Annotated in this window: 30 protein-coding genes and 1 pseudogene; 24 read left to right on the top strand and 7 right to left on the bottom strand. The window is 37.3% G+C overall.

Features of this window, described 5'->3' with window-relative positions; all coding sequences use genetic code 11:
• Positions 1-58 precede the first annotated feature (58 nt).
• The 19 genes and pseudogenes from yqiS (at position 59) to BM211_RS07140 (ending at position 16,231) form a co-directional block, all read left to right on the top strand.
• A complete protein-coding gene (yqiS, locus tag BM211_RS07230) occupies positions 59-958 on the top strand; it encodes a phosphate butyryltransferase (protein WP_035429508.1) in 900 nt (299 codons plus the stop codon).
• Positions 959-1,062: 104 nt separating this feature from the next.
• Positions 1,063-2,163, top strand: coding sequence for a leucine dehydrogenase (locus BM211_RS07225; RefSeq protein ID WP_035429507.1), 1,101 nt, complete (start codon positions 1,063-1,065; stop codon positions 2,161-2,163).
• An 87-nt stretch (positions 2,164-2,250) separates the two neighbouring features.
• Positions 2,251-3,354 (top strand): butyrate kinase, encoded by a 1,104-nt coding sequence (gene buk / locus BM211_RS07220; protein WP_035429506.1) that lies wholly within the window; start codon positions 2,251-2,253, stop codon positions 3,352-3,354.
• A gap of 5 nt (positions 3,355-3,359) precedes the next feature.
• Positions 3,360-4,781: a dihydrolipoyl dehydrogenase gene (gene lpdA / locus BM211_RS07215; protein WP_035429505.1), complete on the top strand. Its 1,422-nt coding sequence runs from the start codon at positions 3,360-3,362 to the stop codon at positions 4,779-4,781.
• Between the two features lie 70 nt (positions 4,782-4,851).
• The gene (gene bfmBAA / locus BM211_RS07210; RefSeq protein ID WP_090996116.1) at positions 4,852-5,853 is read left to right on the top strand and encodes a 3-methyl-2-oxobutanoate dehydrogenase subunit alpha; all 1,002 of its coding nucleotides are present in this window, start codon (positions 4,852-4,854) and stop codon (positions 5,851-5,853) included.
• A 13-nt stretch (positions 5,854-5,866) separates the two neighbouring features.
• The gene (gene bfmBAB, locus BM211_RS07205; protein ID WP_035429503.1) at positions 5,867-6,850 is read left to right on the top strand and encodes a 3-methyl-2-oxobutanoate dehydrogenase subunit beta; all 984 of its coding nucleotides are present in this window, start codon (positions 5,867-5,869) and stop codon (positions 6,848-6,850) included.
• A 15-nt stretch (positions 6,851-6,865) separates the two neighbouring features.
• A complete protein-coding gene (locus BM211_RS07200) occupies positions 6,866-8,179 on the top strand; it encodes a dihydrolipoamide acetyltransferase family protein (RefSeq protein ID WP_090996113.1) in 1,314 nt (437 codons plus the stop codon).
• A 64-nt stretch (positions 8,180-8,243) separates the two neighbouring features.
• Positions 8,244-8,384: pseudogene (locus tag BM211_RS07195) on the top strand (DinB family protein); the annotation flags it as partial.
• A 177-nt stretch (positions 8,385-8,561) separates the two neighbouring features.
• Positions 8,562-8,813, top strand: a complete 252-nt coding sequence (locus BM211_RS07190) for a hypothetical protein (RefSeq protein ID WP_090996110.1) — start codon at positions 8,562-8,564, stop codon at positions 8,811-8,813.
• Between the two features lie 276 nt (positions 8,814-9,089).
• The gene (locus BM211_RS07185; RefSeq protein WP_035429500.1) at positions 9,090-9,794 is read left to right on the top strand and encodes a DUF421 domain-containing protein; all 705 of its coding nucleotides are present in this window, start codon (positions 9,090-9,092) and stop codon (positions 9,792-9,794) included.
• 77 nt (positions 9,795-9,871) lie between these two features.
• Positions 9,872-10,333 (top strand): NUDIX hydrolase, encoded by a 462-nt coding sequence (locus BM211_RS07180; RefSeq protein ID WP_035429499.1) that lies wholly within the window; start codon positions 9,872-9,874, stop codon positions 10,331-10,333.
• Between the two features lie 277 nt (positions 10,334-10,610).
• A complete protein-coding gene (locus tag BM211_RS07175; RefSeq protein WP_090996107.1) occupies positions 10,611-11,018 on the top strand; it encodes a YjdF family protein in 408 nt (135 codons plus the stop codon).
• Between the two features lie 144 nt (positions 11,019-11,162).
• Positions 11,163-11,576 (top strand): BrxA/BrxB family bacilliredoxin, encoded by a 414-nt coding sequence (locus BM211_RS07170; protein WP_141771607.1) that lies wholly within the window; start codon positions 11,163-11,165, stop codon positions 11,574-11,576.
• A gap of 234 nt (positions 11,577-11,810) precedes the next feature.
• Positions 11,811-12,590, top strand: coding sequence for a transporter substrate-binding domain-containing protein (locus tag BM211_RS07165; protein ID WP_035429497.1), 780 nt, complete (start codon positions 11,811-11,813; stop codon positions 12,588-12,590).
• Positions 12,591-12,626: 36 nt separating this feature from the next.
• Entirely contained in the window at positions 12,627-13,286 is a 660-nt protein-coding gene (locus BM211_RS07160; protein WP_035429495.1) for an amino acid ABC transporter permease, read from the top strand.
• Positions 13,279-14,001 (top strand): amino acid ABC transporter ATP-binding protein, encoded by a 723-nt coding sequence (locus BM211_RS07155; RefSeq protein WP_090996101.1) that lies wholly within the window; start codon positions 13,279-13,281, stop codon positions 13,999-14,001. The genes BM211_RS07160 and BM211_RS07155 overlap by 8 nt, the downstream gene beginning before the upstream one ends.
• A 326-nt stretch (positions 14,002-14,327) precedes the next feature.
• The gene (locus BM211_RS07150) at positions 14,328-15,296 is read left to right on the top strand and encodes an aromatic acid exporter family protein (RefSeq protein WP_035429491.1); all 969 of its coding nucleotides are present in this window, start codon (positions 14,328-14,330) and stop codon (positions 15,294-15,296) included.
• Positions 15,297-15,313: 17 nt separating this feature from the next.
• Positions 15,314-15,901 (top strand): L,D-transpeptidase, encoded by a 588-nt coding sequence (locus BM211_RS07145; protein WP_090996098.1) that lies wholly within the window; start codon positions 15,314-15,316, stop codon positions 15,899-15,901.
• 90 nt (positions 15,902-15,991) lie between these two features.
• Entirely contained in the window at positions 15,992-16,231 is a 240-nt protein-coding gene (locus BM211_RS07140; protein WP_035429487.1) for a DUF3894 domain-containing protein, read from the top strand.
• A gap of 26 nt (positions 16,232-16,257) precedes the next feature.
• Here BM211_RS07140 and prli42 read toward each other — a convergent pair whose 3' ends face one another.
• Entirely contained in the window at positions 16,258-16,350 is a 93-nt protein-coding gene (gene prli42 / locus BM211_RS26380) for a stressosome-associated protein Prli42 (protein WP_090914459.1), read from the bottom strand.
• Positions 16,351-16,748: 398 nt separating this feature from the next.
• On the opposite strand from prli42, the gene BM211_RS07130 reads away from it, so the two are divergent.
• Positions 16,749-17,867 (top strand): tripeptidase T, encoded by a 1,119-nt coding sequence (locus BM211_RS07130; RefSeq protein ID WP_090996093.1) that lies wholly within the window; start codon positions 16,749-16,751, stop codon positions 17,865-17,867.
• Here the strand turns inward: BM211_RS07130 and BM211_RS26720 are convergent.
• The 3 genes from BM211_RS26720 to BM211_RS07120 all read right to left on the bottom strand — a co-directional run bounded on the left by BM211_RS26720 (position 17,845) and on the right by BM211_RS07120 (position 19,294).
• Positions 17,845-18,048, bottom strand: coding sequence for a hypothetical protein (locus tag BM211_RS26720; RefSeq protein WP_218160794.1), 204 nt, complete (start codon positions 18,046-18,048; stop codon positions 17,845-17,847). The two genes, BM211_RS07130 and BM211_RS26720, sit on opposite strands and share 23 nt — an antisense overlap.
• A 99-nt stretch (positions 18,049-18,147) precedes the next feature.
• The gene (locus tag BM211_RS07125; protein ID WP_090996090.1) at positions 18,148-19,068 is read right to left on the bottom strand and encodes an MBL fold metallo-hydrolase; all 921 of its coding nucleotides are present in this window, start codon (positions 19,066-19,068) and stop codon (positions 18,148-18,150) included.
• Between the two features lie 25 nt (positions 19,069-19,093).
• Positions 19,094-19,294 carry a hypothetical protein gene (locus BM211_RS07120; protein ID WP_035429481.1) on the bottom strand — a complete coding sequence of 67 codons (201 nt, stop codon included), beginning with the start codon at positions 19,292-19,294 and terminating at the stop codon, positions 19,094-19,096.
• Positions 19,295-19,427: 133 nt separating this feature from the next.
• Here BM211_RS07120 and BM211_RS07115 point away from each other — a divergent pair, with 133 nt between their 5' ends.
• Positions 19,428-20,666, top strand: a complete 1,239-nt coding sequence (locus tag BM211_RS07115; RefSeq protein WP_090996087.1) for a DNA polymerase IV — start codon at positions 19,428-19,430, stop codon at positions 20,664-20,666.
• A 279-nt stretch (positions 20,667-20,945) separates the two neighbouring features.
• On the opposite strand, the gene BM211_RS07110 is transcribed toward BM211_RS07115, so the two are convergent.
• Both BM211_RS07110 and BM211_RS07105 read right to left on the bottom strand, forming a co-directional pair.
• A complete protein-coding gene (locus BM211_RS07110; RefSeq protein ID WP_090996084.1) occupies positions 20,946-21,260 on the bottom strand; it encodes a hypothetical protein in 315 nt (104 codons plus the stop codon).
• A gap of 266 nt (positions 21,261-21,526) precedes the next feature.
• The gene (locus tag BM211_RS07105) at positions 21,527-21,775 is read right to left on the bottom strand and encodes a DUF3932 family protein (RefSeq protein WP_090996081.1); all 249 of its coding nucleotides are present in this window, start codon (positions 21,773-21,775) and stop codon (positions 21,527-21,529) included.
• A gap of 189 nt (positions 21,776-21,964) precedes the next feature.
• Between BM211_RS07105 and rnz the strand changes: the two genes are divergently transcribed.
• The 3 genes from rnz to sdaAA all read left to right on the top strand — a co-directional run bounded on the left by rnz (position 21,965) and on the right by sdaAA (position 24,902).
• Entirely contained in the window at positions 21,965-22,888 is a 924-nt protein-coding gene (gene rnz, locus BM211_RS07100) for a ribonuclease Z (protein ID WP_035429473.1), read from the top strand.
• Positions 22,889-23,345: 457 nt separating this feature from the next.
• Positions 23,346-24,005 carry an L-serine ammonia-lyase, iron-sulfur-dependent subunit beta gene (sdaAB, locus tag BM211_RS07095; RefSeq protein WP_090996078.1) on the top strand — a complete coding sequence of 220 codons (660 nt, stop codon included), beginning with the start codon at positions 23,346-23,348 and terminating at the stop codon, positions 24,003-24,005.
• A gap of 18 nt (positions 24,006-24,023) precedes the next feature.
• Positions 24,024-24,902, top strand: coding sequence for an L-serine ammonia-lyase, iron-sulfur-dependent, subunit alpha (sdaAA, locus tag BM211_RS07090; protein WP_090996075.1), 879 nt, complete (start codon positions 24,024-24,026; stop codon positions 24,900-24,902).
• Between the two features lie 30 nt (positions 24,903-24,932).
• On the opposite strand, the gene proI is transcribed toward sdaAA, so the two are convergent.
• Positions 24,933-25,772, bottom strand: a complete 840-nt coding sequence (gene proI / locus BM211_RS07085) for a pyrroline-5-carboxylate reductase ProI (protein WP_090996072.1) — start codon at positions 25,770-25,772, stop codon at positions 24,933-24,935.
• Between the last annotated feature and the right edge of the window lie 197 nt (positions 25,773-25,969).

Here is a 25,969-nt window from a genome sequence, read left to right as displayed (position 1 = left end):
GCACGCTATTTGCTTTTAATATAAGCGAGGGACGACGAGGAAGGGTTGATTACAAAATATGAAGTTACAAACTTTAATTGATCAAGCAGCAAAGCAACCGAAAAAAACAGTTGCTGTTGCAGTAGCTGAAGATCATGAAGTAATTGAAGCCGTTGCAAAGGCTGTACAATTACAGTTAGCTCAATTTCGTCTATATGGAAATCAAGAAACAATTATAAGTATGTTACAAGAGCATGGATTAGGACCTTCAGAACATATTGAAGTAATCTCTACTACATCTAGCGCAGAAGCTGCTGAATTAGCGGTAAAGGCTGTAAGAGGTGGAGAAGCGGACGTACTTATGAAGGGTAATATTCCAACAGCTAACATTTTGAAAGCAGTATTAAATAAAGAATGGGGTCTTCGCAAAGGCAGTGTATTATCACACGTTGCAACTTTTGAAGTACCGAATTACGATCGCTTTATCATCGTGACAGATGCAGCGATGAATATCGCTCCAGATGTACAGCAAAAAGCGGCGATTGCACAAAATGCAGTTGAAGTTGCCCGGGCAATAGGAGTAGAAGTACCAAAAGTAGCTCCGATTGCTGCTGTAGAAGTTGTGAATCCTGCAATGCAAGCAACGATTGATGCAGCAATGTTAACGCAAATGAATCGCCGGGGTCAAATTAAAAATTGTATCATTGACGGGCCACTTGCATTAGATATTGCTGTTTCACAAATTGCAGCAGAGCATAAAGGAATTCAAAGCGATGTAGCTGGTAAAGCAGATATTTTACTCGTCCCAACAATTGAAGCTGGAAATGTATTATATAAATCGCTTGTATATTTTGCAGATGCAAAAGTAGGAGCGATTATCGCTGGAGCGAAAGCACCGATTGTGTTAACATCTCGTGCAGATTCAGCAGAAACAAAAGTGTATTCATTAGCATTGGCAGTTACGACTGCTTCTAAATAAACTTTCTTGCAACACATGTTTTATTTTCATTTATGGTTAAGGAAATGAATCCGATATAACGGACTAAAATTGAAAAGGGTAAACATATCAAGGGGGAAATTATAATGACATTAGAAATTTTCAAATACTTAGAAACTTACGATTACGAGCAAGTAGTGTTCTGTCAAGATAAAGAATCAGGATTAAAAGCAATTATTGCAATTCATGACACAACTCTTGGACCAGCTCTTGGCGGAACAAGAATGTGGACATACGACTCTGAAGAAGCTGCAATTGAAGATGCTCTACGTCTTGCAAAAGGTATGACATATAAAAATGCAGCAGCTGGTTTAAACTTAGGTGGTGCAAAAACAGTTATTATCGGTGATCCACGCAAAGATAAGAGCGAAGCAATGTTCCGTGCATTAGGTCGTTACATTCAAGGATTAAATGGTCGTTACATCACAGCTGAAGATGTTGGTACAACTGTAGATGATATGGACATTATTCATGAAGAAACAGATTTCGTAACAGGTATCTCACCTTCATTCGGTTCTTCTGGTAACCCATCTCCAGTAACTGCTTACGGCGTATACGTTGGTATGAAAGCAGCTGCAAAAGAAGCGTTTGGTACAGATAGCTTAGAAGGTAAAGTAATTGCTGTTCAAGGTGTGGGAAATGTAGCTTATCACTTATGCAAACACCTACATGCAGAAGGTGCGAAATTAATCGTTACAGATATTAATAAAGAAGCAGTACAACGTGCTGTAGAAGAATTTGGTGCAAGTGCTGTTGAGCCAAATGAAATTTACGGTGTAGAATGTGACATCTATGCACCATGTGCATTAGGGGCAACAGTAAACGATGATACAATTCCACAATTAAAAGCGAAAGTAATTGCTGGTTCTGCAAATAACCAATTAAAAGAAGATCGTCACGGTGATATCGTTCATGAAATGGGCATCGTATATGCACCAGACTATGTAATTAACGCAGGTGGTGTAATTAACGTAGCGGACGAGTTATACGGATACAATAGAGAGCGTGCATTAAAACGTGTAGAAGCAATTTATGACACAATTGAAAAAGTAATCACAATTTCAAAACGTGATGGTGTGCCAACATATGTAGCAGCAGATCGTCTTGCTGAAGAGCGCATCGCAAGCTTAAAAAATACACGCAGCACATTTTTAAGTAACGGCCATAATATTTTAAGCCGTCGCTAATTCATAGAAAAAATAAATGTGAAAGCAGTAGCGACTTCATTTTGCAGTTGCTACTGTCTTTCTGAATAAATGGTGGAGGGAGCAGCCTTGTCCGTGAATCGAATTCTTGTCATTAATCCTGGTAGCACATCTACGAAGATTGGTGTTTTTGATAATGAAAGACCTGTTTTAGAAGAAACAATTCGTCATGATGAAGAACAGATTGGGAAATATAAGCGTATCATTGATCAATATGAATTTCGTAAGCAAACTATTTTAGAGGTTCTTCATTCTCATGGCATTAATATTTCTAAGTTAAATGCTGTATGTGGTCGCGGCGGACTACTTCGTCCGATTAAAGGCGGTACGTATACAGTAAACGAAGCAATGCTAGAAGATTTGAAAAATGGTTATAGTGGCCATCATGCTTCTAATTTAGGTGGGATTTTAGCGTATGAAATTGCTTCTGGACTTAACATTCCATCGTTTATTGTCGATCCAGTAGTTGTAGATGAAATGGAAGATATTGCTCGTATTAGTGGGATAGCAGGCATGGAGCGAAGAAGTATTTTTCATGCGCTAAACCAAAAAGCAGTAGCTCGTACAGTTGCAAAAGAACTTGATCGTAAATATGAAGATTTAAATTTAATCATTGCACATATGGGCGGCGGTATTTCAGTTGGTTCTCATAAAGAAGGAAAAGTTATTGATGTAAATAACGGTTTAAATGGAGAGGGACCATTCAGCCCAGAGCGTGCAGGAACGGTTCCAGTAGGTCAGCTTGTAGAAATGTGTTTCTCTGGCGACTATTACCGTGATGAAATGATGAAAAAAATCGTTGGACAAGGTGGCTTAGTAAGCTTACTTGGTACAAATGATGCAATTAAAGTAGAGAAAATGGTAGAACAAGGCGATCCAGAAGCAACGCTTGTTTATACAGCAATGGCATATCAAGTTGCAAAAGAGATCGGTGCGGCAAGTGCAGTTCTTCATGGTAAAGTAGATGCCGTTGTTTTAACAGGCGGGCTTGCATACAGTAAAATTCTTGTTGATGAAATTAAAGAACGTGTTCATTGGATTGCAGATGTTATTGTGCATCCGGGTGAAGATGAATTACAAGCATTAGCAGAAGGTGCACTTCGTGTACTTCGTGATGAAGAAACTGCAAAAGAGTATGCACTGCGTGAAAAAGAAACAGTAGCTAGGGGTTGAGTGATATGGCAAAAGAATACGATTTAGTCATCGTTGGCGGTGGTACAGGCGGATATGTCGCTGCTATTCGTGCATCACAATTAGGATTAACAACAGCGCTTGTTGAAAAAGAAAACCTAGGTGGTACTTGCTTACACAAAGGATGTATTCCTAGTAAAGCGTTACTTCGCAGTGCTGAAGTTTTTGCAACTGCGAAAAAAGGTGAAGAATTCGGCGTTGTAACAAGCAATGTAGAATTGAATTTTGCAAAAGTACAAGAACGTAAAGAAAAAATCGTTAGCCAACTTCATAAAGGTGTTCAGCATTTAATGAAGCAAGGGAAAATTGATGTGTATGAAGGAATTGGTCGTATTCTAGGTCCATCTATTTTCTCACCGATGCCAGGTACGATTTCTGTTGAATTAGCAAGCGGAGAAGAGAATGAAATGCTTATTCCGAAAAATGTAATCGTTGCAACAGGATCACGTCCAAATTCTTTACCAGGACTTGAACTTGATGGTGAATATGTCATGTCATCCGATCACGCCCTGAAAATGGAAACACTTCCTAAATCTATCATTATTGTTGGTGGCGGCGTAATTGGTATTGAGTGGGCATCTATGCTTGCAGATTTCGGCGTAGAAGTAACTGTACTTGAATATGCAAAACACGTCTTGCCGCTTGAAGATCAAGATGTTTCTAAGGAAATGCAACGTTTGCTTAAGAAAAAAGGCATTAAAGTTGTAACTGGTGCAAAAGTGTTACCAGAAACTTTAGTAAAAGATAACGGTGTAACGATTCAAGCTGAATTGAATGGTGCAAATAAAGAATTTAAAGCTGAAAAAATGCTTGTATCTGTCGGTAGACAAGCAAACACACAAAATATCGGCTTAGAAAATACAGATATCGTTGTTGAAAAAGGCTACATTCAAACAAATGAATATTATCAAACGAAAGAATCGCACATCTATGCGATTGGTGATGTAATTGGTGGCCTACAACTTGCACATGTTGCTTCACATGAAGGAATTGTAGCGGTTGAACATATTGCTAGAAAAGAACCGATGCCAATTGATTACTCGATGGTATCTAAATGTGTATATAGCAGCCCAGAAGTTGCTTCTGTCGGTTTAACAGAGCAAGAAGCAAAAGAAAAAGGTTACAAATTAAAAGTAGGTAAATTCTCATTCCGTGCAATCGGTAAAGCGCTTGTATATGGAGAATCTGATGGTTTTGTAAAACTTGTTGTTGATGAAGAAACAAATGATATTCTTGGTGTTCATATGATTGGACCGCACGTAACAGATATGATCTCAGAAGCAGGTCTTGCAAGAGTATTAGACGCAACACCTTGGGAAGTTGCACATACAATTCATCCACATCCATCATTATCAGAAGCGATTGGTGAAGCTGCGTTAGCAGTTGATGGGAAAGCGTTACACGGCTAAAAGAAATAGCGAGTGTATTGTTCTTGCTTTATAATAGAGCGGGGTAAAAAGGATTTAGGAGGGTGTTAAAATGGCTGAAGTAAAAGAAAAACGCCATGAAGAGCTTGGATTAAGCGATGAGCAAGTATTAGAAATGTATCGCACGATGTTACTCGCACGTAAAATTGACGAGCGTATGTGGTTATTAAACCGCGCGGGGAAAATCCCGTTTGTAATTTCTTGTCAAGGACAAGAAGCCGCACAGGTAGGAGCAGCGTTTGCGCTGGATCGTGAAAAAGACTACGCACTACCTTACTATCGTGATATGGGTGTGGTGTTAGCATTCGGTATGACAGCGAGAGAGCTTATGTTATCTGGATTTGCAAAAGCAGAAGATCCAAACTCTGGCGGACGTCAAATGCCTGGACACTTTGGACAAAAGAAAAATCGCATCGTAACAGGTTCTTCACCAGTTACAACGCAAGTACCACATGCAGTAGGTATTGCGTTAGCAGGAAAGATGGAAGGAAAAGATTTAGTAACATTTGTTACATTTGGTGAAGGTTCTTCCAACCAAGGTGATTTCCATGAAGGTGCAAACTTTGCTGGAGTACACAAGTTACCTGTTATTTTCATGTGTGAAAATAACAAATATGCAATCTCGATTCCTGTTGAAAAACAATTAGCATGTAAAAATGTATCTGACCGTGCAATCGGTTATGGTATGCCAGGATACACAGTAGACGGAAATGATCCGCTTGAAGTATATAAAGCTGTAAAAGAAGCAGCAGATCGCGGACGCCGTGGTGAAGGTCCAACATTAATTGAAACAGTATCTTATCGTTTAACAGCACACTCTAGTGATGACGATGATCGTGTTTATCGTGACCGAGAAGAAGTAGAAGAAGCTAAGAAAAAAGATCCAATCTATACATTTGCAAATTACTTAAAAGAAGTAGGCATTTTAACAGAGGAATCTGAAAAACAAATGTTAGATGATATCATGCATATCGTAAACGAAGCAACAGAATATGCAGAAAATGCTCCGTATGCAGATCCAGAGTCTGCATTAAAGCACGTATACGCGGAATAAGGGGGAACGTTTCATGGCTGTTATGTCTTATATTGACGCGATTACATTAGCAATGCGCGAAGAAATGGAACGCGATGAGAAAGTATTTGTATTAGGAGAAGACGTTGGTAAAAAAGGCGGCGTATTTAAAGCGACAAATGGATTATATGATCAATTTGGTGAAATGCGCGCACTTGATACACCACTTGCAGAATCTGCAATTGCTGGGGTAGCAATCGGTGCAGCGATGTATGGAATGCGCCCAATTGCAGAAATGCAATTTGCTGACTTCATTATGCCAGCGGTGAACCAAATTGTTTCCGAGGCAGCAAAAATTCGTTATCGCTCTAACAATGATTGGACTTGCCCAGTAACAATCCGTGCACCATTTGGCGGCGGTGTTCATGGTGCATTGTATCATTCTCAATCTGTAGAAGCACTTTTTGCGAACCAACCTGGTTTAAAAATTGTAATTCCTTCTACACCATATGATGCAAAAGGTTTATTAAAAGCAGCAATTCGTGATGAAGATCCAGTATTGTTCTTTGAACATAAACGTGCATATCGCTTAATTAAAGGTGAAGTGCCGGAAGATGATTATGTATTACCAATTGGAAAAGCAGACGTAAAACGTGAAGGTGACGATATTACTGTTATTACATACGGATTATGTGTTCACTTTGCTCTTCAAGCTGCTGAAAAATTAGCACAAGATGGCATCTCTGCTCACGTTCTTGATTTACGTACTGTATATCCATTAGATAAAGAAGCAATTATTGAAGCAGCTTCAAAAACAGGTAAAGTTCTTCTTGTAACGGAAGATAATAAAGAAGGAAGCATTATGAGTGAAGTAGCGGCAATTATCGCTGAAAATTGCTTATTTGATCTTGATGCACCAATTGCTCGTCTTGCAGGTCCAGACGTTCCAGCAATGCCATATGCACCAACAATGGAAAAATTCTTTATGGTGAATCCAGATAAAGTTGAAAAAGCAATGCGCGAACTTGCGGAATTTTAATCGGGGGGACTATACATGGCTGTAGAAAAAATTACAATGCCTCAGCTTGGGGAGAGTGTAACAGAGGGTACAATTAGTAAGTGGCTTGTTTCTGTTGGTGATCACGTAAATAAATATGATCCACTTGCAGAAGTAATGACAGATAAAGTAAATGCGGAAGTACCTTCCTCTTTCAGTGGGGTTGTAACAGAATTAATCGCTGGCGAAGGTGATACACTAGCTGTCGGTGAAGTGATTTGTATGATTCAAGTTGAGGGAGCAAATGAAGTAGCTGCAACAGCTGTAGAAGAGAAAACGAAAGAGGCGCCAAAAGCAGAGGTAGCTGCACCGGTATCAGCACCGAAGGCAAAGCAACCAACTGATGGTAAACCGCGTTTTTCACCAGCTGTATTAAAGCTTGCAGGTGAACATAATATTGACCTAGATGCAGTAGTAGGTACAGGAGCAAATGGTCGTATTACACGTAAAGATATTTTAACATTAGTTGAGTCTGGCAATATTCCACAAGTAGGTGCGAAGCAAGAAGCTGCGCCAATTACACAAGAAGCACCAAAAGCAGCAGCTGCATCGGCACCAGCAGCTCCTAAAGCAGAAGTGGCAAAACCGGTATCTGTACCAACAGTACCTGGAGATATTGAAATCCCAGTGACTGGTGTTCGTAAAGCAATTGCTGCAAACATGCTACGCAGTAAACATGAAGCACCACACGCCTGGATGATGATTGAAGTGGATGTAACAGATCTTGTTTCATACCGTAATTCAATTAAAGGTGAATTTAAAAAGCGTGAAGGCTTTAATTTAACATTCTTTGCATTCTTCGTAAAAGCTGTTGCACAAGCTTTAAAAGAATACCCACAAATTAATTCTATGTGGGCTGGCGATAAAATTGTTCAGAAGAAAGATATTAACCTTTCGATCGCAGTTGCAACTGACGATGAATTATTCGTTCCAGTTATTAAGCATGCTGATGAGAAAACAATTAAAGGTATCGCTCGTGAAATTACTGAACTTGCAACAAAAGTACGTACGAAATCATTAAAAGCTGACGAAATGCAAGGTGGAACATTTACGATTAATAACACAGGATCATTTGGTTCTGTTCAATCTATGGGTATTATTAACTATCCACAAGCAGCAATTTTACAAGTAGAATCTATCGTGAAACGTCCAGTAATTATGGATAACGGTATGTTCGGTGCACGTGATATGGTTAACTTATGCCTATCCCTTGACCACCGCGTATTAGACGGATTCATTTGCGGTAAGTTCTTAGGACGCGTAAAAGAAATTCTTGAAAATACATCTGCAGATAATACTTCTGTATATTAATGAAAAAAGCTCGCCAATTGGCGGGCTTTTTTACATATTCAATTTCTCCATATAAGTCGCTCCAGAATGTACACACGGAGAGATCATACGTCATGTCATTGTTCAAGAAATTCACCATATCGGTCAGTTATCTATATGGGCACGTGAAATAGGTAAGGAGCCTGTTTCCGCAAATTTGAGAGGAAGAGGGCTATTCGATAATTAGACTGCCTTTGCCAATTTCGCAATCGGGCCATTTAGTGTAAGAAGAGAAATGAAAATCCATCTCCCTTTATGTCTTAGTTAACACAAACTGTGAATAAAATATTAAAAGAAAACAAGTGAACAAACTGATTTTTTTGAATGTAATGTTCGAAACTAAAATAAGTAGGGAGACGGTGCAATGAGCGAAATAGATAAACAAAATAGATTAAGTAAAGAACCTTTTGCCCATCAAATAACGAAAAAAGGAACGGTAATAATCTATTACGAAGGTAAACAAATTAAAATTGTTAAGGATAGGGAGGCAGAGCGTCTTATAGCAAGAATCAAAGAGGTTGAAGATAATATAACAGCAGTACAGTTATTGTTAGCTAAAATTACGGGTAACTTTAAACGTGGTAATGAGAAATTTGATAAAAATAAAAGTAAATAAACTAAGCCTTTACTTTGTAGTTCGCAAACAATGTTGGAGGGTTTAATAATCGGATGTTATTTTTTGAATAAAACTTAGATTTTTAAACGACTGTATTGTTATATTTTTTAGTGTAGTGAAGTGAAGTATCTTACATCAAGAGTAAACAACTATATTTTTAACCTCGTCCTAAATTTAGAACGGGGTTATAGTTGAAACTTTATAATGTTTTTTACATAGACAATATAATTAAACGCAAACTAAAAGGAGGAATTTAATTAAGGGGTGCCATCTATTATGCATATGCACATATTTGAAGGAGCAAAGCATCTTTCGAGTTTCGAGTGGATGCTCCGTGCTATAGTGGCATATATATTTTTAATTATTGTGGCAAAAGCGATGGGACAACGCTCTATTGCCCAGCTTCGTTTTTTAGATCTTATTCTCGTGCTATTATTAGAGGGAAATCTAACGAATGCATTGTCTGATGAAAAAGTAGGTCTTTTGGGTTCTATGATTACATCGTTTATTCTCGTCGTACTTCATATAGTAAGTTCTATTTTGACATTAAAGTGGGATCGGTGGAGACGGTTTTTAGAGCCTGCACCCATTATTCTTATACATAATGGTTCCGTTCAGTTAAATAATTTAAAGAAAGCGCGGATTACAGTCGAGTATTTATTTTCTGAGCTGAGATTGCAAGGTATAACAGATATTCAAACAGTAAAACTAGCTTTATGGGAAGCAAGTGGGGTTGTTTCTGTATTTCAATATGCGGCACATGAAACAGTGTCTCGAAAAGATATGAAAATATACACAGAACAATCACCTATTACATTTATCTTAATAAAGAATGGGAATATTCAAAAGGATGTTCTCGCTTTGATAGAAAAAACAGAAGAGTGGGTAAAAGACGAGTTAAAGCAGAAAGTACCAATTCAATCGATTCAATTAGCAACGGTAGATGAAAAGGGACAAATAAATATTTTGCTTAAAAAGTAAAAAAAATGATCATTTTTCCATTTTATACATATGATACAATGGTGTGGACAAGGAAATAAAAAGAAAGGTTTGTTGAAATGGGATATGTGGAGGAATTACGGAAAGTAGTTGGTCATCGCCCGTTAATTTTAGTCGGTTCAGTTGTTCTTGTATTGAATAAAGATGGGGAAGTATTATTACAACAAAGACAAGAACCGCATGGAAAATGGGGCCTTCCTGGTGGATTAATGGAGCTGCGGGAGTCACCAGAAGAAACTGCATACCGTGAAGTGTATGAAGAGACAGGCATTCATGTGAAGAATTTGCAGCTTATTAATGTGTTCTCAGGTGCAAAACATTTTGTGAAACTAGAAAACGGTGACGAGTTTCAAGCAGTAACGACTGCATATTATACGCATGATTATGAAGGAGAACCTACTGTAAACAAAGAGGAAGCGATACAAGTAAAGTTTTTTCCGATTACAGAATTGCCAGAGTATATTGTAGGATCGCATAAAAGAATGATTGAAGTATATGTAGAAATGATGCAAAATAAGTGAAAATTGTAATATAATGGTGAAAGAGATGCGAAAACACAGTTCCGGTTGGTAGTCCGGACGCATAATTTTTTTAATCCCGCTACTAACGGGCAGTAGCCCCCTACCTTAAGATTCAGAGAAAGCGAAGAGGGAAGGGGATAACTGCCCGTAAGAGCCCGATTGGTTCAACTAATTAGCAGCAAAAAATCGTGCTGCTAAAAGTTTCACTTTATGTCAGTAACCTTCCCCTCCGGGATGTCCAGCATTTCTGAATATGCTTGTAAAGGAGGGACTGTCAGTGAAATTGACAGTATATCATGACGGTCAGTATTTTGTAGGAATGATTGAGCGAGAAGAAAAAGGGAAGTTGTATGCAGTACGGCACATTTTTGGTGCTGAACCGTCTGATGAAGAAGTGTTTTTGTTTGTAAATGATACGTTATTACCGTATTTTAATCGTTATGCGAAATGCGGAGTAGAAATGAAACAGCAAAAGCGTCCGAAAAATGTAAAGCGCATGATTCGGCAAGCAGCAAGGGAATTAAAAACTTCAAAGTTTACGAAAGCACAAGAAGCGATTCAGTTATCGTATGAAGTGCATAAGAAAGAAAAGCAAGTGCAATTGAAAGAAATACGAGAAATGGAAAAGCGAAAAAAGCGTACGTTAAAAGTGCAAAAAGCGAAACAGAAGCATCGTGGTCATTAAGGAAAACGTCTTAGAGTCCTTTCTCTAAGACGTTTTTCTTAATGGCAAAGCAAGTAAGTTTACTTGTGTTTTCGAAATCATTACTGGTAATATACAAATAGGTATATAAGAGGAGGGAAAGCTTTGATTAACTTCAACTTTTTTATGAATGACGTTGTTCGTCAAGCGCGTGAAGAAATCGTGGCAGCTGGTTATGCAGAATTAACAACGCTAGAAGCTGTAGAGGAAGCACTGCAAAAGAAAGGTACAACACTTGTAATGATAAATTCTGTATGCGGCTGTGCAGGAGGAATTGCTCGTCCAGCAGCAGCTCATTCTATTCATTATGATAAACGTCCAGATCATCTTGTTACTGTGTTTGCAGGTCAAGATAAAGAGGCAACAGCACGTGCCCGTGAATATTTTGAAGGATATCCGCCATCTTCTCCATCGTTTGCACTATTGAAAGATGGAAAGATCATGACGATGGTTGAGCGTCATGAAATTGAAGGTCATGAGCCAATGCAAGTTATTGCGAAATTACAATCGTATTTTGAAGAACATTGTGATGAAATGTAATATGCGTTTTTGGAGCCGTTAAGAATATAATCTTAGCGGCTCTTTTTTATGCATAAAATAAGTTCATTATGCATATAATTATGCAGTGTATAATGATTGATTTCCGTTATGGAGAGAAAAATAAATTTATTTTTATTTTATTTATTGCATAAAAATAAATTTATTGCTACAATACATTCATCGAATAAAGATTCTATAAAATAAATAAATATGCATCAATTAGGAGGGACAGTAATGAAGAAGTTTTTATCAATTTCAGTTGCACTTATTTTAATCATGAGTATATTCACTGCTTGTAGTAAGGATGGAAATGCAGGAAGTGATAATAAAAAGAAAGTGTTAGTTATGGGAACGTCTGCAGATTACAAACCGTATGAATACGTGGATGCAAAAAAGAGTGAAGACATTATCGGTTTTGATATCGATGTTATGAACTATATTAGTAAAGAATTAGGTTATAAAGTGAAAGTCAAAGATATGGACTTTGGTGGGCTGTTAGCATCATTAGAGGCTGGGAAAGTTGACTTTGTTATGGCGGGAATGACACCGACAGCAGAGCGTAAGAAAAATGCTGATTTTACAGAAATTTATTTTGTCGCTAAAAATGTAATCATTTCTAAAGAAGGTTCAAATATTAAAACGTTGCAAGATCTACAAGGAAAAAAAGTAGGAGTACAAACAGGATCTATCCAAGAAGAAAAGGCGAAAGATTTACAAAAACAAGTATCGTTCCAATCTGAAGGACGTGATCGTGTACCAGAACTAATTCAAGAAATTCAAGCAGGACGTTTTGATGCAATTATTTTAGAAGATACAGTAGCAAAAGGATATTTAGAAAAAAATAAAGCGTTAAAGAGTGTGGAAATTCCAGAAGCTGCAGATGAAGCTGGTTCAGCAATTGCGCTTCCGAAAAATAGTGATAAGACAGAAGAATTTAATAAAGTAATTAAGAAAATGAAAGAAAATGGAGAAATGGATAAATTAGTGAAGAAATGGTTTGGCGGCGATAAATAAGCCGCCTTTCCTTCTTCTGGAGAGGACTGACTGAAAATGAACTTGGATTTTTCGCAAATAGCGCCTTCAATACCATATATATTGAAGGGGTTAGAAGTTACATTAAAAATTGTTGTGGTTGCTTCTTTGCTTGGTTTTGCGCTAGGTACGTTATTAGCGCTTTGTAAAATTGCTAGAATAAAAGTTTTAAGTATAATTGCTGATTTTTATACATCTCTTTTTCGTGGTACACCGCTTGTACTACAATTAATGATTATTTATTACGGATTTCCGCAAATAACAGGATATGATATTTCAGCGTTTTTAGCAGCAGTGTTAGCATTTAGCTTAAATTCAGGCGCATACATGTCAGAAGTGATTCGTGCTGGAATTCAAGCGGTTGATAAAGGACAAACAGAAGCGGCAATGGCACTTGGTATTCCATATGGTAAAATGATGCGAAATATTATTTTACCGCAAGCATTAAAAAATATTTTACCGGCACTAGTAAATGAATTTGTTACATTAACAAAAGAGTCTGCGGTTGTGACTGTAATCGGTGCAACAGATTTAATGCGCCGTGCGTATATTGTTGGCGGTGAGACATTGTCTTATTTTGAGCCGCTTTTATTTGTCGGTATGATTTATTATATTCTTGTTATTATTCTTACATTCGTTGGGAAAGCAGTTGAAGGGAGAATGAAGAAAAGTGATTAAAATTAATGACCTTCACAAATCATTTGGAAATAACGAAGTATTAAAAGGGATTACAACAACAATTGGACAAGGTGAAGTGGTTGCAATTATTGGACCATCTGGATCAGGGAAATCAACGTTTTTACGTTGCATGAATGTATTAGAAGTACCATCTAGTGGACAAATTTTGATTGGTGATCAGGATGTAACGAATCCGAATACAAATATTATGGAAGTTCGTCAGCATGTTGGAATGGTGTTTCAGCATTTTCACTTATTTCCTCATATGACAGTGCTAGAAAATATAACGTATGCTCCTCTTACTGTAAAAGGTACCGTAAAGGAAGAGGTAGTAAAAAAAGCAGAAGAATTATTAGAAAAAGTGGGATTACTTGAGAAAAAGGATGCCTATCCGAATCGTCTTTCTGGTGGACAGAAACAGCGTGTTGCAATTGCAAGAGCATTGGCAATGGAACCTGACGTTATGCTATTTGATGAACCGACTTCAGCACTAGATCCGGAAATGGTGAAAGAAGTATTAGAAGTTATGAAATCTCTTGCAACGACAGGAATGACGATGGCAATCGTTACGCATGAAATGGGATTTGCAAAAGAAGTAGCAGACCGTGTGCTCTTTTTAGATGGTGGAAAACTTGTAGAAGATGCGAAGCCGGAGCAATTTTTTACAGCACCGGAAAGCAAACGTGCCCAAGAATTTTTGCAAAAAATGTTGTAACATGTAAACGTTACGTGAATAATAAGGGAAAAAGGATGACATTATGTCATCCTTTTCTTTATACTTACTTTATGTTGAAAGGTAACTACTCAGCCATACATTTCATTTTTCATTTTCCGGCATATAAATTGCTACCATGAAGATAAAAATGGCAATGCATCTCGCTGCCTGTCTTTGTTTTAAAACTTTGCGAGTGGCAGGAAAAGGCACTGACCGCTACTATACATAGCCAGTCCCTCCCAGGCCATTTAAAAAGATGCTTTTCTATCGTTTTTTCATAGAGTGACTGAGTAGTTATGTTGAAAGTACATAATAGGAGCGTTAACATGTTTAAAATTGGATATCGAACAGTGAAAACAGCAGCTGGAACTGCCTTGGCTGTGTGGATTGCTCAATTACTTCATTTGGAGTTTAGTAGCACGGCTGGCATTCTTGTCATTTTATGTGTACAAAATACAAAAAGAAAATCATTAGAAGTATCTATTCATCGCTTTGTAGCTTGCTTACTTTCTCTGGTGTTTGCATTTTTTATTTTTGAATCGATAGGATATACACCGTTGGCACTTGGAGTTTTATTACTTCTGTTTATTCCAAGTGCAGTTATGCTTAAGATTCAAGAGGGGATTGTTACAAGCGCTGTTATTGTTATGCATTTATATTCATTGCAAAAAATTACGTGGTCCATTGTTGGAAATGAGATTGCCATTTTAACGGTTGGAATTAGTGTTGCTTTATTAATTAATTTGTACATGCCAAGCGTTGAAAATGAGTTGGAAGCGTATCAACAAAAAGTAGAAGCGAATTTTAAAACGATCCTTTTGGAAATGGCCGCATATTTAAGGAATCGTGAAAGTGTGTGGAATGGAAAAGAGTTAATTGAAACGGTAACATTACTTGAGAGAGCAAAAGAAGTATCTTTTATAAAGCTGGAAAATCAGTTTATGCGTGAAGATGATTATTACTATCGTTATTTTCAAATGCGTCAGCAACAGTTTGAAATTTTAGAAAGAGTTATGCCGCTAGTTGCTTCGTTATCTTGGTCATATGAACAAGCGGGTATGGTGGCGGATGTAATTGAAAATGTCGGGAATGCAATCCGCCCAGAAAGTACAGGGGTTATATCATTAAGACAGCTTCAAGAGATGCGAGAAATTTTTCGAGAAATGCCGCTCCCAGAAACACGAGAAGAATTTGAAACGCGTGCTAAGCTCGTTCAGCTCGTCTATGAAATAGAACAATTTATACTCATTAAAAGTCAATTTATAGGGAAATATAACATCAAAGAATTAATATAAGAAGGACGGAATGAGCTATGCCATATCTTCTTTCATTTCTATTATTTATTTCCCTATCGCCTCTTTGGCCGCTCGGGGATAATCCGCGTGTTGGCGATCCACTTATAATCGTCAATAAACAAACGAACCGACTTGCATATATTTATGATGGAAAAGTACAAAAAACATTTCCAGTCGGGACGGGTAAAACGAATGATTTAACACCGGAAGGTACATTTGATGTTGTGATGAAGGCGAAAAATCCGTATTATATTGCGAAGAATATTCCAGGTGGTTCACCGGCAAATCCGCTCGGTTCAAGGTGGATAGGTTTTAATGCTAGGGGTACAGATGGTAGTAAATATGGGATACACGGAACGAATCAGCCAAGCTCCATTGGCAAGTATGTTTCGCAGGGGTGTATTCGAATGCATAACAAAGATGTAGAGAAGTTGTACGATCTTATCCCCATTGGAACAAAAGTATGGGTTGTAAAATCAAAAAAATCATTTGAGCAGCTTGCGAAAGAAAAGGGTGCAATTGCTTACGAAGAAAGCCAACAGTATATGTTGGCTTTTTGCTATATTATATCTTGTCTTGACATGTGTACATATAACATGCGTTAATGATAGTAAAAAGTAAAATTTCTATCAGGAGAACTAGTACTTCTCGTGAATACAATATAAGAAAAGATTATATGAAAAGGAGTTGCAACGATGCATACGAATCATAGACTGCCATACATTCAGTTCTTAATTGGTGCTCTTGCAATTATTACTTTCATATTGGCAACTTTTAATATATGTCCATTTTCGTTATCTGTCTTTTCTATTGCTCTGCTTAACTTTACTTTTGCACTAAGCGCTTTTTATGAGCAGCAATATCCAAACTTTGTTCTTTCGCTCGGAATGGGAATTGCCTTTAGTATTGCAGGAGTTATTATTATGACAACATAAAAGGGAGAAAATATCTCCCCCTTTTTTTACCAAAACATGCTTATGCCAGTAAGCAGTGTTGTAACAAGCATTGAAATTAACATGACATAAACCATAATTTTTTGCATTTTTTTACTCATCATGATCCTCCTTGCGAATCTCCTTAATCCTATTGTATATACAAACGAAATTTGGTACAAGGGTCTATTATGAGACATTTTCCACATAAATGCATTTTAACCTTTCAACATATAAGTCTTTGCTATGTTGTAATAAAACATAAGCTGTACTTGCTTTCGTCTTTGGTTTTCATCCTTGCCCGTGGCAGAAATAGGTCCTGATCGTTTCTATGCATGGCCAGATGCTCTCGCCCTCCTAAAAAAGCGCTTTTTTATCTGTAAAATTTGAATTGTAACTAGCAGAGATAAAGAAAGCTTCAATTGATCAAAATTTCACTTTATATATCTTCTCCTTCGAAACTTTTCCAGAATTCTGTTATAATAGTCATTGTTACATACATAACAGGAGGCGCATTCTCATGATTAATCAAGAACGTTTAGTGAATGAATTTATGGAACTTGTGCAAGTAGACTCTGAAACAAAATACGAAGCTGAGATTTGCAAAGTGTTAAAAGAAAAATTCTCTTCTTTAGGCGTTGAAGTATTTGAAGATGATACAATGGGTGAGACTGGTCACGGTGCTGGAAACTTAGTTTGTACATTACCAGCAACAAAAGAAGGCGTAGATACAATCTACTTTACTTCTCATATGGATACAGTTGTTCCTGGTAAAGGAATTAAGCCTTCTATTCAAGATGGTTATATCGTATCTGACGGTACAACAATTTTAGGTGCTGATGATAAAGCTGGACTTGCATCTATGTTTGAAGCAATTCGCGTGTTAAAAGAGAAAAACATTGCGCACGGAAAAATAGAATTCATCATTACAGTTGGTGAAGAATCAGGTCTTGTTGGTGCAAAAGCATTAGATCGTGAACGCATTACAGCGAAATATGGTTATGCATTAGATAGCGATGGAAAAGTTGGAGAAATCGTTGTTGCAGCACCAACGCAAGCGAAAGTAAATGCAATCATTCGCGGGAAAACAGCTCACGCTGGTGTAGCACCAGAAAAAGGTGTATCTGCAATTACAATTGCAGCAAAATCCATCGCGAAAATGCCACTTGGCCGTATTGATTCTGAAACTACTGCGAATATCGGTCGTTTTGAAGGTGGTACACAAACAAATATCGTTTGTGACTATGTAGAAATCTTTGCTGAAGCACGTTCTTTAGTAGACGAAAAAATGCAAGAGCAAGTTCGCAAAATGAAAGAAGCATTTGAATCTACAGCGAAAGAAATGGGCGGAGAAGCAGAAGTAGAAGTAAAAGTAATGTACCCAGGATTTAAATTTGCTGATGGCGACCACGTTGTAGAGGTTGCGAAACGTGCTGCTGAAAAAATCGGTCGTACACCATCACTTCACCAAAGCGGTGGCGGTAGCGATGCAAACGTAATTGCAGGTCACGGTATTCCAACAGTAAACTTAGCAATTGGTTACGAAGAAATTCATACAACAAACGAAAAAATTCCTGTTGAAGAACTAGTGAAAACAGCAGAATTGGTTGTTGCGATTATTGAGGAAGTAGCGAAGTAATCAAAGAATCGACCAAGTTGAAACGCATGGGTGAAATAACCCATGCGTTTTTTATTGCTTTACGTAAATGATTTTCAGCCATATAAATACAAGTTGAAAAAAGACATATAAACCCTTTTCTTTTTAGATGGGCAAGAGCATCTGGCTGTGCATAGTAGCGGTCAGGGCCTTTTCCTGCCACATGCGAGATTTTAAAATAAAGGGAGAAAATGAGTACAAGTCAATTTTTTTCTCCATAGCGCGGCTTTTACGTCGGAAAATTAAAATGGATTTGTACAGCTTAACAATGCAATAGTTCTTTTAGTGTTTTTACATTTTGGTGATAAATTTGCGGAGAAGGCCAATTTTTGTAGTCGTTAGGTAACGGAATCGTTTCGATCTCATTGTGTTTTTGTGCAGTGACAGTTAAGTTATGTATATAATCGATTATTTGTAAGAAATTCAGCTTTGTACCTACCGAGCCATGACCTGGTATAGCTATATCGATATCCATCCGTTCAACCTCTTTTAAAATACGAATCCAATTTTGCGGATTTGATTCTTCAAAAAATGTAGGATGGCAATCAACAAATAATAAATCACCCATGAATATCACTTTATCTTCTGGGATGTATAGCATAGCATCGCAAAGGGAATGTCCCCCTCCTAATGTGAAAAGCTTTGCACTACGTTTCGTTCCAAGGAACATAACTTCATCTTTAAATGTTTGTTGAGGTAGTACTAACTCGAGTGTAGGTAATGAAATTTCTAACTCACTTAAAAAATTAATTTGATGTTCTAAATTCATATCATAAGTTTGCGTTACTTGGTTCTGTAAAGATTGAATATAATTTCTTAGACCATGAATATCATTTTTTTGTTTTGTGATTCTTGATGGATGAGTAGTCTTCATTTTGTCATATGTCATTTCACTTGAAATAATCGTGCTATCTTTAAACGTTTGGTTCCCTCGAATGTGGTCTCCGTGCCAATGACTGTTGATTACCCAAGTAACGGGCTGATTTGTTATCGCTTCTGCTGCATATTTTAAATCCTCAGAAGCTTGTTGGGTATTAAATGTATCAAAAACAATAGTTGTATCCCCTAAATCAATAAAGCCAGCATTTGCTGCAGCACCGCTACCTTCTTTTGCAATTGCCGCATAGATCCCGTTACGAATTTTTTCGAGCCTAAAATGTTTGCTATCAAATTCTTCGTTCATTTTCTTCTCTCCTTAAGTGTGTTCGTTATTTTGATTCTATTGCCTTTACAAGACGAATAAACCAGTACAGAAAAATCCATGGAAGAATGTACAAAGTTGAAAAAGACAATAGAGATGAAAGAAGCCAGTAAGCATTAATTCCTATGATTGGAAGTAGGAAATAGATGAGTAACAAAAAGAAAATAGAAAGTAAAATGAGATAAAGGGGTTTTAGATGTGTAGTCATTTCTATTTTGCCTCCTTAAAATTCCCGTGTGGACATACTTCTATATAGTAACGATTCCATCCTTTTAAATATTGATTTTTTTACAAGTTTTTTGATAAAATAAAGAACAAACGTTCCTTTGGTGGTGAGAAAGATGCGTGAAATGTATCCGAAAAATGGCCGTGTCATTTTACATGTTGATATGAATTGTTTTTATGCATCTGTTGAAATTGCCCGTGATGCATCGTTGCAAGGAAAACCATTAGCGATAGCTGGCAATGCGAAAGAACGAAAGGGCATTATTGTAACGTGTAGTTATGAAGCAAGGGCGAAGGGAGTTCGTGCAACCATGCCTGTTTGGGAAGCAAAGCGGCTATGCCCAGATCTCATTATAAAACATCCAAACTTTGAGTTATATCGAGAGGCTTCTTTTGCATTGTTTCAAATTCTGGCACGGTTTACAGAAAAAATTCAACCAGTCTCAATTGATGAAGGATATTTGGATATTACAGATTGCTACGGGCTCGGTTCGCCGTTAGAAATTGCTCAAATGATTCAACAAACATTACTTACAGAATTACAACTTCCGTGTAGCATTGGGATTGCTCCAAACTTATTTCTAGCTAAAACAGCCTCTGATATGAAAAAACCTCTAGGTATTACAGTACTTCGTAAACGTGATATACAAGCGGTGCTTTGGCCACTTCCAGTTGGGAAAATGCATGGGATCGGAAAGAAAACAGCAGAAAAATTAAAAGATGTACATATACACACGATTGGGGATTTAGCTACTGGAACAGCCTCTATTATTCGTTCTGTAATTGGAAATCATGGATTGGATTTACAACAACGGGCAAATGGTATCGATAATAGAGATGTTGATCCAAGTCAAATGGGGCAATATAAAACGATTGGAAATTCTATAACGCTGCCAAAAGATGTAGACGAAGAGCAGGAGTTGTTAAGTACGTTAGAGCGCTTGTCTCAATCTGTTAGCAGGAGATTACAAAAACGTACCCTTGTTGCATATAATATTCAAATTACGATTAAATATTATAATCGCCGAACGATTACGCGCAGTAAAATGTTAGAAAATGCAGTTTGGGAATGGCGGGATATTTTTCAGGCGACAATACGGTTATGGAAAAAACATTGGGATGGTGACCCTGTCCGATTACTTGGAATAACTGCTTGTGAATTAGAGTGGAAAACAGAAGCAATTAAGCAGCTTGATTTATTTTCATTTGAAGAAGATGCGAAAGTAGAACCACTTTTGACAGTGATGGAGCAATTAAATGATAAATATGGAACGAAGATTATTCAGCCTGGTAGTCAATTGCTTCGGCAACAAGAGAGAACATTTCAACAAAATTTAGAGAATAAATTTACATAAAAAATTCGTATGTAAGTTTATGTACTATATATACAAGTTAAAAACCGATATAAAAACTCTTTTTTTAGAGGAGGACGAGAGCGTCTGGCTGTGCATAAAAGCGGTTGGGGCCCTTTCCTGCCACATAAAGGGAAATGCAGGTCATCATGTTATATTCTACATGGCAGCGATTTATACGTTGAACAATGAAAATGTATTTGTATATACTAAAAATCTCGCAGGAGATATCTTCTGCGAGATTTTTAGTATATTTGTTCTTCTTAAGAAACGTAATCAATCTTATACTCTTGTTTGGTTAATACTAGTACTTTTTTTGCTATTTGGAGTTATTTCATTAGCGATTTCCATACTTGCCAAGTTTAAATTTGTTGGCATAATTGCTCTTGTTCTATTTTGCATGTCCCGAAATAACCGCTGCAACGGTGTTATCATATTGAAGTTTCGGCTTGCTACTAATCCAAAAACTGTTCCTATACCTAGTAAAGAAATCCAAATCCAGTTTCTATTAGTTCGTCTAATTCCAAATAATTGAAACACTCGGCGCGTTCCTCTTCCGAAATTGAATAATGATATCAACCAATTTAAAATGTTCATTTTCGACTCCTTGTAAAAAAATTAGGGATAGATAATTAACGCCACTCCCTATGGTTTATATTGTTGATATTTATAAGGATTTATGATGGCAACTTATGTTAATATTTGATATTCTTCTTGCCTAAATATTTTAAATAAAAAGGTAACGGAGGCAGCATCAATGTTTTTTGGATAATTGATTTGTGTGCATAAGTACTGCACTTAATCTGTATTTCCTATTCATATAAAACATAAAAAGATATCGGAAGCCGATATCTTTTTATGTTTTATATAGAAAAGCTTTCGTAAATTACAATGTCTGTATTGGTTGGAGTAGAAATGCGCTGTGCATAATATGTGATAGAAGAAGGGATATATTCTGGTACGGTTTGAACTGTATGCAATGCTATATATTCATGAATTAACTCTTTTAACGTAGACCATTGTAATTCTGCTGGTGTTTCAGAAATAAATAAACTTACCCAACGATCAAAAGAAGAAGAAAAGTCAGTTTGTAAACGAAATGCTTCTTTCATGGTTTAGCCACCTTCTATAAATGATACTATTATTTTACTACAAAACACGAATGAATGTGTTTTTAAAAATTGTTAACGTTCGTTTTGTGTAGTTGTCTATATGGGCTGTTCATATAAAGTTGAGTTGCCATTTTTGTTTATATTCCGTAAGATAACAATAGAGATTATGAAATGCTTGGAGGATGCAACGTGGAATTTGTATTTTTAGGAACAGGAGCTGGCGTTCCGGCAAAAGGAAGAAACGTATCAGCAATAGCTTTGCAATTATTGGAAGAGATAGGTGAAACGTGGCTATTTGACTGCGGCGAAGCAACGCAGCATCAAATTTTACATACATCAGTGCGTCCGCGTCGCATCGAGAAAATATTTATTACGCATTTACATGGGGATCATATTTTTGGACTGCCAGGTTTGTTAGGAAGCCGTTCGTTTCAAGGAGGGACAACGCCGTTAACTGTATATGGTCCAAAAGGGATTAAACAGTTTGTTGAAGTCGCCTTGTCAGTAAGTACAACACATGTGAAATACCCACTAGAGATTATCGAAATTACCGAAGAAGGTATTGTATATGAAGATAAACAATTTCTTGTGGAAACGAAGCGATTATCACACGGTATTGAATGTTTTGGGTATCGCATTGTAGAAAAAGATATTCCAGGGCATCTTCTTGTAGATAAATTATTAGAAGAAGGAATTAAACCAGGACCACTCTTTAAGCGTTTAAAAGATGGAGAAACTGTAGAGCTTGAAGATGGACGTGTACTTTGTGGACAGGATTTCATCGGACCATCACAAAAAGGGCGAATTATTACAATTTTAGGAGATACACGTTATTGCGAAGCGAGTATTCAATTAGCACAAGATGCTGATGTACTTGTACATGAAGCGACGTTCGGTGCGGAAGATTCACAGCAAGCTCATGATTATTACCATTCTACAACAGAACAAGCGGCAAATATTGCGATGCAAGCAAATGTAAAACAAATGATTCTAACTCATATTAGTTCTCGTTATCAAGGGGAAGCATGTAATATGCTTCTTGAAGAAGCAAAGCGAGTATTTCCAAATACGGAAATTGCAGCGGACTTGAAACGTTTTCTCGTATCAAGATAACGAAAAAACAATGGAGCTGTCTCATAAGTCGAATTTTTGACTATGTGACACTCCTTTTTGTTTTAGAAGCGTTGATATACCAATGTTTTTAAAATAAAAAGAAGAAACTACGCTTGAACTGCATATGTGAAAAAAAGTATGTCCTTAATTTGAAATATAAAAAAATTTAAAATCTGCAAAAAAGGGGTTATAATGAAAGCGTATTCATTATAATTGTACAGTATAAGATTATATTTTGTTTGTTTTTGTAAAGAAAAGTAGTAAATCAACAAGTGACAAGAGAGCGCTTATATATTATGATAGCTGATGGTGTGTGTCAATTTAATGAATAATTTATATAAGTGTTTTGAATGAATTATATAAGTTTATTAGAACATATACAAAAGCAAAGAAAACAGCAATTTAATAGACTATTAGTAAGTAACTTTTTTGTAATGAAGATTTAGGGGGAACTATTATGAAATATCGTTCAGTTTTTGATATTATTGGTCCGGTTATGATTGGACCATCTAGTTCGCATACAGCAGGTGCAGCAAGAATGGGGCAAGTTGCTCGTCAACTGTTTCGCCATGAACCAGAAAACGTTACCATTTCGTTATACGGTTCGTTTGCAAAAACATATCGAGGTCATGGCACGGATGTAGCACTTGTAGGAGGAATACTAGGATTTGAAACGGATGATCCTCGCATTCCGCAAGCGCTTGAAATTGCAAAAGAACGTGGAATTAACGTTACGTTTATTGAAGAAGAAGCACAAGCAGTCCATCCAAATACAGCGAAAATTCGTTTATATAAAGATGAAGATGAAATTGAAGTCGTTGCTTGTTCAATCGGCGGTGGGAAAATTGAAGTAGTGGAGCTAAATGGGTTTGATTTGCAGTTAACAGGTACAAGTCCGGCGCTTCTAATTGTAAATAATGATCGTTTCGGAACAATTGCTTCTGTTACATCTATTCTTGCAAAGCACGAAATTAATATTAGTATGATGAGTGTTTCGCGTAAGGAAAAGGGAAGAAAAGCGCTAATGGTTATTGAAACAGATGAGTTGTTAGCAGATGAAATCATCGATGAAATTAAAGCGCAGCAAAATATTTGTCAAGTAACAATTATGGATTAATAGCAGGGGGGACACATCATGTTTCGGAATGTAGCGGAACTAGTTGCACAAGCAGAAGAGAAAAATGTAAAAATTGCAGAGATTATGATTCAATGTGAAATGGAAACAAGAAAGCTTTCTCGTGAAGAAGTAATCGCTGGTATGGAAAAAAACTTAGTTGTAATGGAAAAAGCAGTTGAGCGCGGAATTCAAGGTGTGAAATCTCCGACTGGACTTACTGGTGGAGATGCAGTGAAAGTACAGGCGTATATGAAAAGTGGAAAAGGTTTGTCTGGGGATACAATTTTAGATGCAGTAAGTAAAGCTGTCGCAACGAATGAAGTAAATGCTGCAATGGGGATTATTTGTGCAACGCCAACAGCTGGTTCTGCGGGGACGGTACCAGGTGTGCTATTTGCATTAAAAGAAAAATTAAACCCAACGCGTGAAGAAATGATTGAATTTCTATTTACAGCTGGTGCATTTGGTATGGTTGTAGCGAACAACGCTTGCATTGCCGGGGCTGCTGGTGGGTGTCAAGCGGAAGTTGGTTCAGCAAGTGGGATGGCAGCTGCAGCTGCTGTTGAATTGGCTGGAGGTACACAAAAGCAAGCAGCAACAGCAATGAGTATTGCACTTAAAAACATGCTCGGATTAGTATGTGATCCTGTTGCAGGACTTGTAGAAGTACCGTGTGTAAAACGTAACGCAGCTGGTGCATCAAATGCGATGATTGCAGCTGATTTATCATTAGCTGGTGTAACGAGTGTTATTCCGTGTGATGAAGTAATTGAAGCAATGTATCGCATTGGACAAACGATGCCAAGTGCACTTCGTGAAACCGCAGAAGGTGGTCTTGCAGCAACGCCGACCGGCCGTCGTTTACAGGAAGAAATTTTTGGGAAGAAAAGCGAATAGGGAAAAACCTTGCTAACTCAGCAAGGTTTTTTATTTTTCACTTACAAACTTCTCTAACGTTTCACCAAGCTCATGAGAACGTTTTGTTGCTTCTGTAATACATTGAATTAGTGCTTCTTGAAATTGAAAGCTTTGCAATACTTCAATGCCAGCTTCTGTCGTTCCTCCTGGCGATGTAATTTCTTTTCGTAATATAGAAGGGTGCTTTTCGTTTGTTTTTAACATCTCTGCGGCGCCAATCATTGTTTGGAGAATAAGTGATTTTGCAACAGTTTCCTCTAAGCCAATTTGTTTTGCTGCGTTTTCCATTGCTTCCACAACGTAATAAATATAAGCTGGACCGCTTCCTGATAAAGCGGTAACAGCATGCATATGCTTTTCTTCTACAACAGACACAAGACCAATTGTTTCAAAAAGCGTTTTTGCAAGCATAATATGTTCATCTTTTGCATGAGCAGAAGGAGAAATGGCAGTAGCAGATTTTAAAATTGCTGATGATGTATTTGGCATTGCCCTAATAATAGGAACATCCTTTTTCAGTAAAGTGACAATGGATGTCGTGGATACGCCAGCTAGTAATGAAATGATTAATTGATTTTTGGTAATATAATCTCGTAATGGAGTAAGAGCCTCCACAACATCTTTCGGTTTCATTGCTAAAAATATAATATCAGCGTGAGTAATCAGCTCTTTTCTATCATGTGTACCATGTACACCGTAACGATGATGCAACTCTTGCAGCCTTTTTTTATTAGAGTGATTACTAACAACAATTTGTTCTCCTTTTATAACTTGGGCTTGTAATAATCCAGCAATTGTAGCTTCGGCAATTGAGCCTGCGCCGACAAAAGCGATTTTTTGTATTGACATGATGTGTCCCCCTTTTACTATGCGTATGCGAATAGTTTGTGTGAATAACCCCTCCTTATCCACCTCACGGTCTGATTGAAGAAGGGGCTTCCTGTTTCATAGACCGTTGCGTAGTGGGGTGTCCCACTGCGTCTTACACAGTCTCCACAGGCGTAGATTATACTGTTCGGACATAACCTTGCCCTACAGTTTATAGG

This window comes from Bacillus sp. 491mf, assembly GCF_900112415.1.
In the GTDB taxonomy this organism is placed as follows: Bacteria; Bacillota; Bacilli; order Bacillales; family Bacillaceae_G; genus Bacillus_A.
The sequence above is the reverse complement of the archived record's forward strand: the minus strand, read 5'-3'. Positions and strand labels throughout refer to the sequence as shown.

Coding starts and splice junctions, on each gene's coding strand:
- BM211_RS07180 (WP_035429499.1), top strand. CDS start 9,872: ATGGGATATGTGGAGGAATTACGGAAAGTAGTTGGTCATCGCCCGTTA.
- BM211_RS07110 (WP_090996084.1), bottom strand. CDS start 21,260: ATGAACATTTTAAATTGGTTGATATCATTATTCAATTTCGGAAGAGGA.
- BM211_RS07115 (WP_090996087.1), top strand. CDS start 19,428: ATGCGTGAAATGTATCCGAAAAATGGCCGTGTCATTTTACATGTTGAT.
- prli42 (WP_090914459.1), bottom strand. CDS start 16,350: ATGAGTAAAAAAATGCAAAAAATTATGGTTTATGTCATGTTAATTTCA.
- yqiS (WP_035429508.1), top strand. CDS start 59: ATGAAGTTACAAACTTTAATTGATCAAGCAGCAAAGCAACCGAAAAAA.
- BM211_RS07185 (WP_035429500.1), top strand. CDS start 9,090: ATGCATATGCACATATTTGAAGGAGCAAAGCATCTTTCGAGTTTCGAG.
- BM211_RS07130 (WP_090996093.1), top strand. CDS start 16,749: ATGATTAATCAAGAACGTTTAGTGAATGAATTTATGGAACTTGTGCAA.
- proI (WP_090996072.1), bottom strand. CDS start 25,772: ATGTCAATACAAAAAATCGCTTTTGTCGGCGCAGGCTCAATTGCCGAA.
- BM211_RS07120 (WP_035429481.1), bottom strand. CDS start 19,294: ATGACTACACATCTAAAACCCCTTTATCTCATTTTACTTTCTATTTTC.
- BM211_RS07165 (WP_035429497.1), top strand. CDS start 11,811: ATGAAGAAGTTTTTATCAATTTCAGTTGCACTTATTTTAATCATGAGT.
- BM211_RS07170 (WP_141771607.1), top strand. CDS start 11,163: ATGAATGACGTTGTTCGTCAAGCGCGTGAAGAAATCGTGGCAGCTGGT.
- BM211_RS07105 (WP_090996081.1), bottom strand. CDS start 21,775: ATGAAAGAAGCATTTCGTTTACAAACTGACTTTTCTTCTTCTTTTGAT.
- BM211_RS07140 (WP_035429487.1), top strand. CDS start 15,992: ATGCATACGAATCATAGACTGCCATACATTCAGTTCTTAATTGGTGCT.
- bfmBAB (WP_035429503.1), top strand. CDS start 5,867: ATGGCTGTTATGTCTTATATTGACGCGATTACATTAGCAATGCGCGAA.
- BM211_RS07150 (WP_035429491.1), top strand. CDS start 14,328: ATGTTTAAAATTGGATATCGAACAGTGAAAACAGCAGCTGGAACTGCC.
- bfmBAA (WP_090996116.1), top strand. CDS start 4,852: ATGGCTGAAGTAAAAGAAAAACGCCATGAAGAGCTTGGATTAAGCGAT.
- sdaAA (WP_090996075.1), top strand. CDS start 24,024: ATGTTTCGGAATGTAGCGGAACTAGTTGCACAAGCAGAAGAGAAAAAT.
- BM211_RS07190 (WP_090996110.1), top strand. CDS start 8,562: ATGAGCGAAATAGATAAACAAAATAGATTAAGTAAAGAACCTTTTGCC.
- lpdA (WP_035429505.1), top strand. CDS start 3,360: ATGGCAAAAGAATACGATTTAGTCATCGTTGGCGGTGGTACAGGCGGA.
- BM211_RS07225 (WP_035429507.1), top strand. CDS start 1,063: ATGACATTAGAAATTTTCAAATACTTAGAAACTTACGATTACGAGCAA.
- BM211_RS07125 (WP_090996090.1), bottom strand. CDS start 19,068: ATGAACGAAGAATTTGATAGCAAACATTTTAGGCTCGAAAAAATTCGT.
- BM211_RS07200 (WP_090996113.1), top strand. CDS start 6,866: ATGGCTGTAGAAAAAATTACAATGCCTCAGCTTGGGGAGAGTGTAACA.
- sdaAB (WP_090996078.1), top strand. CDS start 23,346: ATGAAATATCGTTCAGTTTTTGATATTATTGGTCCGGTTATGATTGGA.
- BM211_RS07145 (WP_090996098.1), top strand. CDS start 15,314: ATGCCATATCTTCTTTCATTTCTATTATTTATTTCCCTATCGCCTCTT.
- BM211_RS07160 (WP_035429495.1), top strand. CDS start 12,627: ATGAACTTGGATTTTTCGCAAATAGCGCCTTCAATACCATATATATTG.